Source organism: Vibrio sinaloensis (assembly GCF_023195835.1).
GTDB classification, from domain to species: domain Bacteria; phylum Pseudomonadota; class Gammaproteobacteria; order Enterobacterales; family Vibrionaceae; genus Vibrio; species Vibrio sinaloensis_C.
In genome coordinates this window covers 1,989,111-2,003,600 of record NZ_CP096199.1, presented here as the reverse complement: position 1 = coordinate 2,003,600, position 14,490 = coordinate 1,989,111, and the positions used below count along the sequence as shown (strand labels likewise).

Sequence of the window (14,490 nt, the reverse complement as noted above, 5' to 3'; positions counted from 1 at the left end):
TTTCATGAGCTATCTTGCTTTAGCACGTAAGTGGCGTCCTACTAAGTTTGATGAAGTGGTAGGACAATCACACGTATTAACCGCGCTGGAAAATGCGCTTGCGCAGAATCGTCTTCACCATGCCTACTTGTTCAGTGGCACTCGAGGCGTCGGTAAAACAACCATAGGTCGATTGTTTGCGAAAGGGTTGAACTGTGAGACGGGCATTACCGCGACACCTTGTGGCGTATGTGATACCTGTCAAGAGATTGACCAAGGGCGATTTGTTGATCTCCTTGAGATAGATGCTGCGTCGCGAACTAAAGTTGAAGATACTCGTGAGCTACTCGATAACGTTCAGTACAAACCGGCCCGTGGACGGTTCAAGGTTTACTTAATCGACGAAGTGCACATGCTCTCGCGCCACAGTTTCAACGCGTTGCTAAAAACGTTAGAAGAGCCGCCGGAGTATGTGAAGTTTCTGCTCGCCACCACCGATCCGCAGAAATTACCGGTCACGATTTTATCGCGCTGTCTTCAGTTTCACCTAAAACCGATCAGTGTCGATACCATCCATCAGCAATTGGATCATATCCTTGCTCAAGAGCAGGTCGACGCTGAGCCGCGAGCACTGGGTATGATTGCCCATGCTGCCGATGGCAGTATGCGCGATGCGCTCAGTTTGACTGATCAAGCGATCGCGTTGGGTAACGGACAAGTGTTGACCGACAGTGTGACTCATATGTTGGGTACGCTTGATACCGATCAAGCGCTGCACTTGTTGGAGTCTGTGGCGTCGAAGCAACCGCAAGCCGCCATGGCTTGCATCGCATCATTAGCGCAAAACGGCGTGGATTGGGATGGATTACTGCAACAACTCGCGAGCCAGTTACATCGCATCGCTATGTATCACGCTTTGCCTGCAACGCTTGATACCGCGCAGCCAGATGCCGAAAAAATTGAACTGTTAAGCCGAGCGCTGTCACCAGAAGACGTTCAGCTTTACTATCAAATTGCGTTGAAAGGTCGTCAAGATCTGCCGTTAGCGCCTTCGCAGCGAGTTGGACTAGAAATGGTTGTGTTGCGAATGTTGGCGTTTCGTCCGGCAATCCCGCAAATCAACCTAGTGTCAACCGCAGTCGATGAGCAGCCTCCTGCTGAACCAGCACCTGTTAGCCAAGCTCAAACAGCGTCGCAGCCAGCGCAAGCCTCTCCAGTTGCGCCGCAACAGCCTAGCTACGAGCCACCTGAGTACATGCCTGAGCCTCCTCCTTATGAAGGGCCAGAGTATCAGTCGGCACCAGAGAGTGAGTCTTATCCACCGCAACCCATGGCTAAGCAAGAGAGCGCTCCTCAGGCAAATGAGACCCGAGCGAGCTCGCCTTTAAGTGGTTTGCGCCATCAACTGCGCTCTCAGCGCAAAGGTTTGGGTGCAACCCAAGGTAACTCGCCAAAAAAGACTAGTGCGACATCTGTAAAAAATGAATCGGTTCTTGAGCGTGTGGCACAAAAACACCCTGGATCGACGCAGATGTCGTCACTCTCTTCCGTATCACAATCTGCGACTGCACCAGCGAAAGATGAGCCGTATCAGTGGAAGCCGACTCAACCTGTCGCTGAGAAACCCACTTCGCAGCTCACGCCGTCATTGCTAAAAAAAGCGCTAGAGCATGAGAAAACGCCAGAAATGGCGCAAAAGCTGGTGGATGAAAGTTTACAGCTTGATGAGTGGGCTAAGTTAATTAGTCAGTTGACCACGGCCAAACTCACTGAGCAGTTAGCCTTAAACTCAAGCTTTCAACGCAATGGTAATACCATCGCCTTGACTCTGCGACCATCGCAAGCTCATCTGAATACAGACAAAGCACAGAGCGAACTGTTGCAGGAGCTAAATAGAGTGTTGGGTGAGGAACTGCATCTCACTGTCGAAGTCGGTGAAGCAGGAGAGACGCCACTCGAACTGAGAGACAGATTGTACCAAGGTCGTTTGCAGCAGGCATTTACCAGCCTAGAGACTGACCCTCATGTTCAGTTTATTGAGCGCCGATTTGCAGCGCAGCTCGATAAAGAGAGCATTAGACCGATTTAACCTCGTGGGGTTGAACTTAACGGTTTTGACCCCATCTAAATAACGAAACAAGCTACACAACCAGAGAGATAAACATGTTTGGTAAAGGCGGTATGGGCAACCTAATGAAGCAAGCCCAGCAGATGCAAGATCGCATGCAAAAGCTTCAAGAAGAGATCGCAAATATGGAAGTCACCGGCGAGTCTGGTGCTGGCCTTGTTAAAGTGACGATCACAGGCAGCCACAGCGTGCGTCGTGTAGAAATCGATGAAAGCCTGATGGAAGACGACAAAGAGATGCTAGAAGACTTGATCGCCGCTGCGTTCAATGACGCTGCACGTCGTGTCGAAGAAACTCAAAAAGAGAAAATGGCGAGCGTTACCGGTGGCATGCAGCTACCGCCAGGCATGAAGATGCCATTTTAATTGAGTTATCGTTAATGCGTACCAGTCATATGCTGGAACAATTGATGGAGGCCTTACGTTGTCTACCTGGGGTGGGTCCCAAGTCGGCACAGCGTATGGCCTTTCATTTGTTACAGCGGGATAGAAAAGGTGGCCTGCAGTTGGCTGATGCTCTAAGCCAAGCGATGACTGAAATTGGTCATTGCAACGAGTGTCGTACCTTTACCGAAGAAGAAACGTGCCATATCTGTACTAACCCCAAGCGACAAGAAAATGGTCAGATTTGTGTGGTTGAAAGCCCTGCGGACATTGCGGCGGTAGAGGCGACCGGGCAATATTCTGGACGTTACTTTGTGTTGATGGGACACCTGTCGCCACTTGATGGTATCGGTCCAAGTGATATTGGCTTAGACGTGTTAGATTACCGTTTGCGCCGCGGTGATATCAGTGAAGTGATATTAGCAACCAACCCGACAGTCGAAGGGGAAGCCACCGCTCACTATATCGCTGAGCTCTGCCGCGAGCATCAGGTTCAGGCGAGTCGGATTGCCCATGGTGTTCCTGTGGGTGGTGAGCTTGAGTTAGTCGATGGCACTACCTTGTCTCACTCACTGCTAGGTAGACAAAAGCTGTAGCTCTTGAACAAACTGAAATAAAGGCGATTCCCTGAGGATCGCCTTTTTTGTCTATTGCAGGATTAACCCGCTGGTTAGGGGTAAGCTCGGAGTGAAGCTAAATGTATCGCCTCCTAGATTAATAGTATCGATATACTCGGCAAGCTGTGCTGCAGATTTGCTGTGTTCAGCGCCCCTGACGCGCAAAGAGACCCCACGCAGCTTATCATTCGCCGCGATAGTCACACATCCTTGCTCTGCATCTGTCCCGGCCAGGCAAAGGCGCATGTTGGTGGTGGTAAGTCGAGTCAGTAAGGCGAGAAAAATTTGGTCATCAAATGCCCCGCTGGCGCTAAAATCCAGTTCGATGTCTTTGGTGGATGATAGTTTCGCTAAGGCAGTGTCGAGCTCTAGTAGTAACGCTTGGCTGCTGAAGGCATGTAACGCGTGAAACGCCACTGTTCCGACCCCGTTGTTTTGTGACCACACCACGGATTGGCCTTTTTCTGTGCTGTTAGCAAGATTAAGCTTGTGCAGTTCGAATGAGTCAGTTTCCAGTTCTTCGACCATCTTAGTCACTAACTCTAGCCATTGTTGATGCGATTCGATTTGGTCAGCCTCGACTAGATAGGGTTGATAGAGAACTTGCCACTCATCCTCTACCGCTGGGTAGCGGTTTGGATCGCTGGCCAACGTATTCCACATTAAATCGTAATCGTCGCTGTAGGTCAGGCTGCTGCGTGCTGCAGCGACTTCGGCGCTCTGGGTGAGAATGATGGTGACACTGTCGGTGTTGCTGCGTCCTCCGCTATCTTTGACATACAGCTCAAACCTATAGCTTCCAGTGATTGTTGGGTTAAGTATGGTCGCTGTCAGTTTGTCAGCGTTGAGAATGGTCAACTGCGCTGGACCCGCCGTTTGAGTCCATTTGGTCTCTTTGATCGAGTAGACGTGTTTAGGGTAAGTCTTCGCTGAGCCAGACAAAGTGATTTGGCTTTGCGGCAAGGTATAGACTTTATCGCTACCGGCATTGACGGTGGGTTTAGTGTATTTCTCGACATCACTACTGCCACTACCACACCCTGAGGCAGCGATCGTCACTAAAACGAACAGTAGTCGCATCAACCCATGCATGGTTTGTTTAAGGTTAACTTGTTCAGTGATTTGATGGCGTTTAACAGAGAAGAGAGATGAACCAGCGTACATGTAAGCTCCTTGAAAGAGTGAGTGGCTTTATCCACTTCACACTAACATTCACGCTGGTTATTATTCGTTAGCAGTTTATGGACGAATTGTGTCCGATTTGGTCACAATCGCTTCTGGCTTATCTAGCTTGTTTGTTGCTGGCCAAGCGAGGACGAACTGAGCTCCACCCATAGGAGAGCCAGAAACCGTGACACTGCCCTGATGCCATTGCATTATTTGGCGCACAATCGCTAGACCTAAACCATGGCCTTTGTCACTGCTTCGCTCTCGATTGTCGAGTTGGACAAAAGGCTCGAAAATGTTGTCATGCTCATGGGGTGGTATGCCTGGTCCATCGTCTTCAATGATGATCCGATATCCTCCGCAGTGGTGGGAGAACGAAATGGCAATCTTGCGCTTGGCGTACCGACTGGCATTAGCCAATACATTCTTCACAGCACGCATCATTGCCGCTTTATCAATCAATAAGGTGAGACTGCGCAGTTCCGGAGAGCAGTAGAATCTGACGTCGATATCGGCGTGCTCCAAGTGGAAAAACTCGACTTCCTTGGCCAAATCATCCGCCAAGCAACATTGGGTAAATTGAGTGATATCGGCAATTCGGCTATAGCGAGATAACAGCAGGTTTTGGTTTATCAAATGGTCTAAGTCATCAATGCTAGAGTGAATCGTGTTGTGGTACTTGTGTTTTTGCGCCTCTGATAGAGATTGATCTTCTAGCATTTCCAACGCAAAGCGAAGTCGATAGAGAGGGGTACGCAGATCATGCGCAACCGCATTGGTCAGCTCTCTTTGGCCTGCGATTAGCCTCTCAATATTATCTGCCATGGTATTAAACGAACGGCTTAACTGGGACACCATAGACAAGCGCGATGCGTTTGCTCGCTCTGATAATACACCTTTACCAAATTCGTTAGCGGTCTTTACCAGTCGCTTCAGATCTCGCCAAAGTGGGAACACCCAAAGTACCAATGCTAGGGATATCAACAAGAAAAACAGCCCGCCGATAGCCGATGTTAGCTTCATCTGAGTGCTTTGCGACATATCGTCTTGCACATGCAACCAGACATCTGGCTCCACTGGCGCGAGCAGTTCTACTTGCCCAGCAGAGTTGAGGTAGCTGACTATCTCACCAGTGGAACGCTCGACCGCTTTGCGCCCTGTAGCAGACAGCTCGTTCGCAGACTTGAGGCTGATTTCAAATGGGATGCGTGCGTTTTTTTCTGCCAAATCTTGCTGCCAAAGCGCTGTTGGCAGGGTACGTAATTGCTCCGAGGCAAGATAGAGAGTGCCCTTGGCCTGATTGAGTACCGCAAGCTCCGTTGACTCATTCAGTGCAAAATAAATCAGATACTCGCTAGCACCAACACGCTTGAGAAGCGCCATAGGATCGCCAAATAAAAAGGCGGTGTCTCCCGTCATCAGGGAGTCGATTACCTGGCTGTTGTGCTGGTAGTTATCAACCCGCTCCAATCTGAGAGGATAAGCAAAGTGCTTGGCGTAAGATCGTACGATGTCTTGCCACTGACTCTCTGGCTTATCAATGAGTTTATCGATTAGGATATCAAAGCTGACGGTGTATATCTGCTTGTAGAACTGCTCAGAGAATGACTCGTTCAAACGTTGGATTGGATTAAAGGAAGTGGGGAGAATTAGCAGGATAATTGGCACGAATACTGCCAACCACAGAACCATGAACGCTCTAATCATAGACTTTTTCCTGATGGGAGACACACAACTGGTAGCCAATGCCGCGTACGGTTTTGATTAAGGTTGGCGCTTGAGGATCATCATCGAGTGTACGGCGCAGGCGGGAAATGCGCCTATCGATGGAGCGGTCGAGACCATCATATTCAAACCCGCGTATTGATTGCGCAATCTCATCACGTGACACCACATGGCCTGCATTTTTCGCCAGTAAAACAAGAAGATCAAACTCTGAAGTTGTCAGCTTTAGCGCTTGACTGTTTACCATCACCGCGCGGTGCTGCAGGTTAATGGTCAGTCGACCTAGCTTCATTTCATGTTGTTGTGATTCGGTTAATTGGCGCTCTTGGCGACGTAGTAATGCGCGGATTCGCGACAAAAGCAGGCGCGGCTTTATCTGTTTAACGACGTAGTCATCGGCGCCAAGTTCAAGTCCCATAACTTGGTCGATATCGTCATCGAGTGCGGTTTGCATCAAAATCATGCCGCGGTATTTCGATCGTATTGCTCGACAGACGTCCATGCCATTGAGCCCGGGTAGCATGATATCGAGAATAACCAAATCGGGTGGAGCGCAAAGAATGGCATCAACAGCATCCATGCCATCTGAAATAATCGTGACGTCAAACTCGTGATTGTGCAGAAAGTCTTTAATTAAATCAGCGAGCTCGAGATCGTCTTCCACCAGAGTGATCGAATAGGTTTTGGCTGCGGTCATAACTCATAAAGCGATAATGAATAATAGCCAACTATAACTTACTCATATGGATTGCAATGTGACGATTTGTGACACGAAGGGAAAGTTGTGACGCGTTTACTAAAAATGGCTAGGCGTTTCGTGAGGTGATAGAAGTGCTCAAGTAGCGAGTTCAAGCTCAGTAATATTCTCCAATGCCTGTTGATTGGATGAGCCACATACCACAGCACATGGCTTAAACTCATGGCACACCTTAGGCCTTTCCGGTTTGCCAAACAGTTGGCACAAGTTGTCGTCGTTGAGTTGCACACATCTTACACCAGCAGGTTTGCCGTTTGGCATCCCGGGAATAGCAGAAGAAATACTCGGCGCGATACAGCAAGCGCCGCAGCCTAATCGACAGTCCATTTTATGTTCCTCAAGTGATAATGGCCGGAATGCTACCATCCAATGTGATCTATGTCACCTCTTGCTGGTCAATTTGTGACCAGTAAGGGCGCATGTTTAAGACATCGGATCAGTCAATTTGTGACCGCGATATCCATACAATTGACTGATGTATCAACAAGTTTGCAACAAGACTAACCCGATAAGACCGAGAAATGGGTGGTGAGTGTATTGATGTTTGCTTAAGTAGCTAGCGCTAATGCCACTTACTAAAGTGTGCTTATATGGGTGGGATTGCTGAATAAGGATAACGTAATTCTATCATCTAATTGACAGTATGCTGTATTAATCTTGTAACCGACATATTTGTCATTAATAACTATTATAGTTAGTGATAATTCTCTTTATTTTAATGGCCTAATTTAATTAAAGCTAAATTAGTTGCAATTACAAAAATACTGGCAGTTTATTGCCTAGTGTCTGGTAAAAATTTGCTTGAAATATACGCTTTATTGCTTAAGGATATAGCGCAAATCAGCCACAGCAGTGTTATTAGCGCTGATATTTATTGGTGTGTTATTTGCTAACAGTTGGTGCTTTGTTATTTGTGAGGTCGAAACCAATATGGGAAATGGAATTATTGTCGGGCACATAGGAACAGACCATGATGGTTTTCCACCCACACCGGTGATTGCTGGTTCCGGCACGGTTAAAATTGATGGTATACCGGCGGCTCGTCAAGGCGATCCCCTTGCCCCTCACGATAAGCCGAAAAACCCGACTCACGGGCGCTCAATTTCCGCGGGGTCAGGCACGGTTAAAATGGATGGTAAGCCAGCGGCAAGGGCAGGAGATGCGGTTAGCTGTGGTGGCGTTTTGCAAGGTGGAAGCAGTGTCAATATTGGTTAATTTACGCTTTTGCCTGTTGTTTTTTTTGCTATCAAGCCTACCGGCTCACGCGACAGAAAATTACCACATCGATCAAATGAGTGCCGATGAGGCGTACGCCCATGGGGCATTATTGCGTGCTCAATTTAAAACTCGTGAGGCTCGCCAATACCTGAAGTATGCAGCAGACAAAGGTCATGCCGATGCCGCGTATTTGTACGCTATGGATTCACTTGAATACCGTCACTCTGCGCGTATTAGTGAGCATGCGCAACAGTATTTAGAGCAAGCGGCTGAAGGGCAAAGCCTGTTTGGTTTAAATTATATTTATCAGTTTGGTGACTGGGTGAGTCGAGCCAAGCGCAGCAACTATCAAACTCAGTACTTCAACCTGCTGATTGAACTGGGCGCAACACAACCCGGAAGAGCATTTTTACTGTTATCCGAATATTTTCATCATAGTGATCCAGAGCTTTCAAACTATTACTTATCCAAAGCGAGAGCGTTTGAGTTGCCGCAAGCCGAAATGACTTACGCTACGCGTTTAGAGCATGGCGAAGGCGATTACTTTTTTGACAGCTCGCGCAATGCGGCGATTAGAGACAGTTATTTTACTGCGGCGAGTGAGGGTTATATCCCTGCGACCAAAAAATATGTGGCTTTGTTAGAGCAACAAGGAAAGTTTGAGCAAGCATTGCAATGGCGACAAAAGGCACTTGCTCAAGGGGATGTCACTTCTTTAGTCACGCTCGCGAGAATATACAGCGGTCAGAGTACACGTTATCGCTTTGTCTCCGCCGACTTGGCTAAAGCCAAAGCCTATCTAGAACACTATTTGGAAACGGCGGGGAAAGATCGCTTGCTTCAGACGTATGAAAAAGTCGAGCAAGATTACAAAGACATAATCGAGATGATGTCTGCCCCACAACTTGCACAAGCTGACCAAATAAAACAAGAGTTAGTCAATCAGCCACCGTTTTATCATCACGATTATTTGTGGCTCGAGAATGCAGAAAGAGTGATTTTCGAGTGAGTTATTCTAATCAGTATCTAGAATAAGTGTGGCATGACAGACAAATAACCAAGCATCGTATTAAATGAGTGCCTTCTTTTTGTCTTGTTATTTTAAAAGTGATGTTAATTCAAAAAAGCAGCTAATTATATATTGAGTCATTAATTAGTCTTTTTTGTGATTGTTTTTAAATAAATAGAATTTGATGAAATGCTTAATAAGCCTGTATTGAAAAAATACATGGGCTGTGGGCTGTTTTGTCATAAATACCACCATCCATTTAATTAATATCGGAGAACTTTGATTATGTCTAAGGAAGGAAGCGTTGCTCCTAAAGAGCGGATTAACATTAAGTATATCCCTGCTACCGGCGACGCTCAGGCTGAAGTTGAACTACCACTTAAAACCTTAGTGGTTGGTGATTTCAAAGGCCACACCGAAGAAACACCAGTCGAAGAACGCAGTACCGTTTCAGTTGATAAAAACAACTTTGAGTCTGTGATGCGTGAAAGTGAGCTGAGTCTGTCGACTTCGGTCAAAAGCAAACTCAGTGACGACGAAAACGCTGAATTGCCTATCGAATTGCGTTTTAACTCTTTAGCCGATTTTGCGCCAGATTCGATTGCCAGTCAGGTTCCAGAGCTGAACAAGCTAATCGAACTGCGTGAAGCACTGGTTGCGTTGAAAGGTCCACTTGGCAACATCCCTGCGTTTCGTGAGCGCTTACAAGAACTCCTCCACTCGCAAGACTCACGCGACAAGCTGCTCGAAGAGCTCAACCTAGTGAGCGAAGAGTCTAAATAGAACAAGAGATCAACTAACAACAATCGTCATTTATTGGATTAGGAAATACCTGATGTCTACAGAAACGGTACTAGAAAGACCCCAGTTAGCTGAGGGCGGCTTACTAGACGAAATCATGGCTCAAACTAAGATTGCGCCAAGTGAAGAAGGCTATGATATTGCGAAAAAAGGCGTTGCCGCCTTTATCGAGAACTTGATTGGCTCACAACAAACAGAAGAAGCAGTAAATAAATCTCTCGTTGACCAGATGTTGGTTGAGTTAGATAAAAAGATCAGTGCGCAAATGGATGAAATCCTCCACGATAGCCAGTTCCAACAGATGGAATCTGCATGGCGTGGACTAAAACTCCTGGTAGACCGCACCGATTTTGGCGAAAACAACAAAATCGATCTGCTCCACGTGACTAAAGAGGAGCTGCTGGAAGACTTCGAGTTTGCACCAGAAACTACTCAATCTGGTTTATATAAGCATGTTTACTCGTCAGGTTATGGCCAGTTTGGTGGCGAACCAACAGGCGCAATTCTGGGTAACTACATGTTCACCCCATCAACGCCAGATATGAAGTTGCTGCAATACATGGGATCACTCGGTGCGATGGCTCATGCGCCATTTATCTCAAGTGTTGGTCCTGAATTCTTTGGGATTGACTCATTTGAAGAGCTGCCAAACATCAAAGACGTTAAGTCTATTTTTGAAAGTCCAAAATACACCAAATGGCGCTCGTTGCGAGAGTCAGAAGATGCACGTTATCTTGGTCTGACCGCGCCTCGCTTCTTGCTTCGTGTCCCATACGACCCAGTCGAAAACCCAATCAAATCGTTTAACTACTCAGAAAGTGTTGCCCAGTCTCATGAACACTACCTTTGGGGTAACACGGCGTTTGCTTTTGCAACGCGCTTGACCGATAGCTTTGCAAAATATCGTTGGTGTCCAAATATCATCGGTCCTCAAAGCGGTGGTGCGGTTGAAGATCTGCCAGTACACGTGTTTGAGTCTATGGGCGCACTGCAAGCCAAGATCCCAACCGAAGTACTCATTACTGACCGCAAAGAGTTTGAACTAGCGGAAGAGGGCTTTATTGCGCTAACCATGCGTAAGGGTAGCGACAACGCGGCGTTCTTCTCTGCCAACTCGATTCAAAAGCCGAAAATCTTCCCGAACACCAAGGAAGGTAAAGAAGCCGAGACCAACTACAAGTTGGGTACACAGCTTCCTTACATGATGATCATCAACCGTCTTGCGCACTACATCAAAGTGCTGCAGCGCGAACAGATTGGTTCTTGGAAAGAGCGTCAAGACCTGGAACGCGAACTCAATACTTGGATTAAACAGTACGTTGCTGACCAAGAGAACCCGCCAGCAGACGTACGTAGCCGCCGTCCTCTTCGTGCAGCCAAGATTGAAGTGGCTGATGTCGAAGGAAACCCAGGCTGGTACCAAGTGTCTCTCTCTGTTCGCCCTCACTTCAAGTACATGGGTGCAAACTTTGAGTTGTCACTGGTTGGTCGCCTTGATCAGGCGTAGATCAGCATGACGTACTTTGCTCCTGAAGAAAGTACGTTCGGTGTTGGCTTCTTCGAACGTTTAGAAGCCAACACTCAGAACGTTTCGCTAACGCAAGGTCCACAGCCAAGTGATGTTGTTAGGTCGATAAAGCGCAATGTATCGATGATTTTGAATACACGCGTTGGTGGGGCGCAGAGCTCTCCAGGCCTAGGGTTGATCGATTTTAATGATGCGACGCTCGACACGTTAGATCTGTCGCTCAAGGTTAAGTTGGCGATTCAAGATTGTCTGCAGAACTACGAACCGCGACTTAAAAACATCGAAGTGGTTGCAGAGACCGACAGTTTTAGCCCGCTATCGCTGCAGTTTCGAATTACGGCACAAATCAATAGTGAGGCGATCCATGACCGAGTGCAAATCAACTTGCTATTGGATCAAAACAGAAAATACCGAGTGATTTAGGGACTATGACTCAAGACAAGTATTTCAGAGAAGAGCTGGCTTTTTTGAAAGAACAAGGGCGTGAATTCACCGAAATTCACCCACAGCTATCTCGTTTCTTGCATGGCCGAACGATGGACCCTGATGTGGAACGGCTACTGGAAGGGTTTGCGTTTTTGACCGCACGCCTGCGAGAAAAAGTAGAAGATGAATTCCCTGAGCTGACTCACTCTATGATCAACATGCTGTGGCCAAATTATTTGCGACCTATTCCTAGCATGTCGATTTTGGCATTTACGCCCGATAAAAGTGTCAGTGAAAAACAGATCATCAACAAAGGAACACAAGTTGACAGCAATCCTGTATTTGGGACCAAATGTCACTTTCGTACTTGCCGCAGTGTCGACCTATATCCATTAACGTGTACTGATGTTAAAGCTCAGCATACGCGAGAAGCAACCACGATCGACATTTCGCTTCAAATTCAAGGAGAAACCACAGTAGGCAGTGCGTTGCTTGATGCATTGCGCTTCTATCTTGGCGGCGATAAGTACAGCTCACAAATGATCTATCTGTGGCTCAATCACTACCTCGACAAGGTGAGCATCGAGGTAAAAGGTACTGAGTTCCCTCTGCCTGTCAGCCATTTTAAAACGGTGGGTTTTGACAGTGATGATGCGTTGCTTCCGTATCCAACCAACGTTTACGAAGGCTATCGGGTACTGCAAGAGTATTTGTCTTTTCCCGAAGCGTTCCACTTTTTTGACTTAACGGGATTGGATAAAGCGCTCCCGAGCAGTGTTACCGGCGCCTTCTCGATACGTCTTCATTTTTCCAAGACGTTACCGGTGGATGTCAGAGTGCAAAAAGACAATTTCCAACTGTACTGCACACCGATCATCAACTTGTTTGAACATGACGCTGACCCGATAGCGCTGTCTGGTCGTCAGTCTGAATATCGGATAGCGCCTTCAAGTCGTTACCCGGCGCATTATGAAGTGTTTAACGTTGAAAGCGTTACCGGTTGGCAAGACTCCGGCGAGCAAGGCAAGCGTGTGCGCGGAGCTAAGCGTGTCTATTCGTCGTTTGAAAGCTTTCAACATGAGGTGGAGCGAGTGCGCAATCGCAATGCGCTTTACTATCGTACTCGGGTCAAAGAGAGCATTCGCGGTGATGGCTTTGACACCTTTATCTCCTTTGTCCGCAGTGATGAAACGGTCTCATTTGATGTAGACGAAGCCGTGTCGATCAAACTTAACTGTACTAACCGTTTGTTACCGCTAGAGCTTGGGGTGGGAGATATCTGTCAGCCCACCGATACCTCGCCGCCCTTTGCGACGTTTGAGAACATTTCAGTGCCTTCTCAGTCGCTGCGCCCTGTGTTGGATGGCAGTTTATTGTGGACACTGATCTCCAACTTATCGCTCAACTATCTATCGTTGCTATCGAAAGATGCCTTGAGCAGTGTGCTGCGCGCCTACGACTTTCGCGCCTTAGTGGATCGCCAGGCTGAGCGCGTTTCTAGGCAGCGTTTAGCCGCGATCGAGAAAATTGAATCTAAGCCCGTTGATAAAGTGCTGCGAGGTCTGCCAGTGAGAGGCCTGCAATCAACCTTGCATATCGATCAGAGAGGTTTTGGCTCTGAGGGCGACCTATTCTTGTTTGGCACAGTGCTCAGTCATTTCTTTGCCCTGTATGCAAGCATCAACTCGTTCCACGAACTCAACGTGGTGAATACCACCAATCAGGAGAGGTACACATGGGGTACTCAGGCGGGGATGCAGCCACTCATTTAGTCGATGAGTTGGGTCAAACCGATGAGGTGGTGTTACCGAAAGACGTTTATGACTACAACTTCTATCAACTGGTTGAGCTACTGCAAAAACTCTTTGAACTGAATCCAGAATCGGATGATTGGGAACGGCAATGTCAGTTGGTCTTTAGTGCCAACCCGAGTTTGGGCTTTTCGCCTTCCGATGTCAGCCGGCTCGACCTACGACAAGACGAACGATTAGTGATGCTAACCAACTTCTTCGGTTTGTCCGGTGCACAGTCACCATTACCAGGGTTTGTGGTTGAGCAGCTATTGAACGAGGAGCCTGGCGGTTTTAAGCAACCTTTTTTCGACTTTTTTAACAACCGCTTAATTAACCTCGTTTATCGAATCTGGCGAAAGTACCGCTACTTTGTGCGCTTTCAGCCTGATGCCCAGGACGACTTTTCTGCTCAGTTATTGTCCTTGGTTGGCCTTGGCTCGCCCGATCTGCGCGGCGATACGCCGATTAACTGGTGCAAGATGCTGGCTTATTCCGGCACATTGGCGGGGCGCAGTCGCTCGCCGCAAGTGGTGTCTGGGATCATTGCCCACTGTTTCGACCTAGATCAGGTTGAAATCCGTCAATGGACGCGGCGTAAAGTTCACATTGATTCTGCTCAGCAAACCAGACTGGGCGAGGCGAACTCGCAACTGGGGGTAACGAGTATGGTGGGAGAGTCTATCGTCGATTGTAACGGTAAGTTCACCATCTGTATTGCTCAGCTGTCGCGCGCGAAATTTTCTGATTTCTTGCCGTCAGGTCAGGAATTTGAGCCATTGTGCAAGTTAGTGGAGTTTATTTTGCGTGAGCAGATGGCCTACGACCTCGAGTTAACGATGGCTGATGATGAAGCGCCTGACTTTATCCTCAATGAACAATCAGGCATTGCTTTGGGCTGGACCTCCTTTCTCGGTACTAGCTCACAACAGAAAAGCGTTTTAATTCAAGTAAGGCAATAA

At 47.7% G+C, this 14,490-nt stretch carries 14 protein-coding genes; 10 read left to right on the top strand and 4 right to left on the bottom strand.

Annotated features, from left to right (window positions below):
• Positions 1 to 4 precede the first annotated feature (4 nt).
• From dnaX to recR, 3 genes are all read left to right on the top strand, one after another.
• A complete protein-coding gene (dnaX, locus tag MTO69_RS09060; RefSeq protein ID WP_248328512.1) occupies positions 5 to 2,068 on the top strand; it encodes a DNA polymerase III subunit gamma/tau in 2,064 nt (687 codons plus the stop codon).
• Positions 2,069 to 2,142: 74 nt separating this feature from the next.
• On the top strand, positions 2,143 to 2,472 hold the full coding sequence (locus MTO69_RS09055) for a YbaB/EbfC family nucleoid-associated protein (RefSeq protein ID WP_005432961.1): 330 nt from the start codon (positions 2,143 to 2,145) through the stop codon (positions 2,470 to 2,472).
• Between the two features lie 14 nt (positions 2,473 to 2,486).
• Positions 2,487 to 3,086, top strand: coding sequence for a recombination mediator RecR (recR, locus tag MTO69_RS09050; RefSeq protein WP_248328510.1), 600 nt, complete (start codon positions 2,487 to 2,489; stop codon positions 3,084 to 3,086).
• Between the two features lie 51 nt (positions 3,087 to 3,137).
• Here recR and MTO69_RS09045 read toward each other — a convergent pair whose 3' ends face one another.
• The 4 genes from MTO69_RS09045 to MTO69_RS09030 form a co-directional block, all read right to left on the bottom strand.
• A complete protein-coding gene (locus tag MTO69_RS09045; protein ID WP_248328508.1) occupies positions 3,138 to 4,271 on the bottom strand; it encodes a PKD domain-containing protein in 1,134 nt (377 codons plus the stop codon).
• A gap of 75 nt (positions 4,272 to 4,346) precedes the next feature.
• Positions 4,347 to 5,981 carry an ATP-binding protein gene (locus MTO69_RS09040; RefSeq protein ID WP_248328506.1) on the bottom strand — a complete coding sequence of 545 codons (1,635 nt, stop codon included), beginning with the start codon at positions 5,979 to 5,981 and terminating at the stop codon, positions 4,347 to 4,349.
• Positions 5,974 to 6,696, bottom strand: a complete 723-nt coding sequence (locus MTO69_RS09035; protein WP_248328505.1) for a response regulator transcription factor — start codon at positions 6,694 to 6,696, stop codon at positions 5,974 to 5,976. Before MTO69_RS09035 ends, MTO69_RS09040 begins: the two co-directional genes overlap by 8 nt.
• Before the next feature lie 138 nt (positions 6,697 to 6,834).
• Entirely contained in the window at positions 6,835 to 7,083 is a 249-nt protein-coding gene (locus MTO69_RS09030) for a YkgJ family cysteine cluster protein (protein ID WP_248328504.1), read from the bottom strand.
• Between the two features lie 603 nt (positions 7,084 to 7,686).
• Between MTO69_RS09030 and MTO69_RS09025 the strand changes: the two genes are divergently transcribed.
• The 7 genes from MTO69_RS09025 to tssG all read left to right on the top strand — a co-directional run bounded on the left by MTO69_RS09025 (position 7,687) and on the right by tssG (position 14,490).
• The gene (locus MTO69_RS09025) at positions 7,687 to 7,971 is read left to right on the top strand and encodes a type VI secretion system PAAR protein (protein WP_248328503.1); all 285 of its coding nucleotides are present in this window, start codon (positions 7,687 to 7,689) and stop codon (positions 7,969 to 7,971) included.
• Complete coding sequence (locus MTO69_RS09020; RefSeq protein WP_248328502.1) at positions 7,955 to 8,983, top strand: sel1 repeat family protein; 1,029 nt, start codon at positions 7,955 to 7,957, stop codon at positions 8,981 to 8,983. Before MTO69_RS09025 ends, MTO69_RS09020 begins: the two co-directional genes overlap by 17 nt.
• A gap of 285 nt (positions 8,984 to 9,268) precedes the next feature.
• Positions 9,269 to 9,766: a type VI secretion system contractile sheath small subunit gene (tssB, locus tag MTO69_RS09015; protein WP_248328501.1), complete on the top strand. Its 498-nt coding sequence runs from the start codon at positions 9,269 to 9,271 to the stop codon at positions 9,764 to 9,766.
• Positions 9,767 to 9,815: 49 nt separating this feature from the next.
• Positions 9,816 to 11,291, top strand: coding sequence for a type VI secretion system contractile sheath large subunit (tssC, locus tag MTO69_RS09010; protein WP_248334446.1), 1,476 nt, complete (start codon positions 9,816 to 9,818; stop codon positions 11,289 to 11,291).
• Positions 11,292 to 11,297: 6 nt separating this feature from the next.
• Positions 11,298 to 11,735, top strand: a complete 438-nt coding sequence (tssE, locus tag MTO69_RS09005; protein ID WP_248328500.1) for a type VI secretion system baseplate subunit TssE — start codon at positions 11,298 to 11,300, stop codon at positions 11,733 to 11,735.
• 5 nt (positions 11,736 to 11,740) lie between these two features.
• A complete protein-coding gene (gene tssF, locus MTO69_RS09000) occupies positions 11,741 to 13,510 on the top strand; it encodes a type VI secretion system baseplate subunit TssF (protein WP_248328499.1) in 1,770 nt (589 codons plus the stop codon).
• Complete coding sequence (gene tssG / locus MTO69_RS08995) at positions 13,474 to 14,490, top strand: type VI secretion system baseplate subunit TssG (protein WP_248328498.1); 1,017 nt, start codon at positions 13,474 to 13,476, stop codon at positions 14,488 to 14,490. Before tssF ends, tssG begins: the two co-directional genes overlap by 37 nt.

Bases quoted from the DNA above. Each gene is read 5' to 3' on its own strand.
- dnaX (WP_248328512.1), top strand. From the start codon at position 5: ATGAGCTATCTTGCTTTAGCACGTAAGTGGCGTCCTACTAAGTTTGAT.
- MTO69_RS09055 (WP_005432961.1), top strand. From the start codon at position 2,143: ATGTTTGGTAAAGGCGGTATGGGCAACCTAATGAAGCAAGCCCAGCAG.
- recR (WP_248328510.1), top strand. From the start codon at position 2,487: ATGCGTACCAGTCATATGCTGGAACAATTGATGGAGGCCTTACGTTGT.
- MTO69_RS09045 (WP_248328508.1), bottom strand. From the start codon at position 4,271: ATGTACGCTGGTTCATCTCTCTTCTCTGTTAAACGCCATCAAATCACT.
- MTO69_RS09040 (WP_248328506.1), bottom strand. From the start codon at position 5,981: ATGATTAGAGCGTTCATGGTTCTGTGGTTGGCAGTATTCGTGCCAATT.
- MTO69_RS09035 (WP_248328505.1), bottom strand. From the start codon at position 6,696: ATGACCGCAGCCAAAACCTATTCGATCACTCTGGTGGAAGACGATCTC.
- MTO69_RS09030 (WP_248328504.1), bottom strand. From the start codon at position 7,083: ATGGACTGTCGATTAGGCTGCGGCGCTTGCTGTATCGCGCCGAGTATT.
- MTO69_RS09025 (WP_248328503.1), top strand. From the start codon at position 7,687: ATGGGAAATGGAATTATTGTCGGGCACATAGGAACAGACCATGATGGT.
- tssB (WP_248328501.1), top strand. From the start codon at position 9,269: ATGTCTAAGGAAGGAAGCGTTGCTCCTAAAGAGCGGATTAACATTAAG.
- tssE (WP_248328500.1), top strand. From the start codon at position 11,298: ATGACGTACTTTGCTCCTGAAGAAAGTACGTTCGGTGTTGGCTTCTTC.
- tssF (WP_248328499.1), top strand. From the start codon at position 11,741: ATGACTCAAGACAAGTATTTCAGAGAAGAGCTGGCTTTTTTGAAAGAA.
- tssG (WP_248328498.1), top strand. From the start codon at position 13,474: ATGGGGTACTCAGGCGGGGATGCAGCCACTCATTTAGTCGATGAGTTG.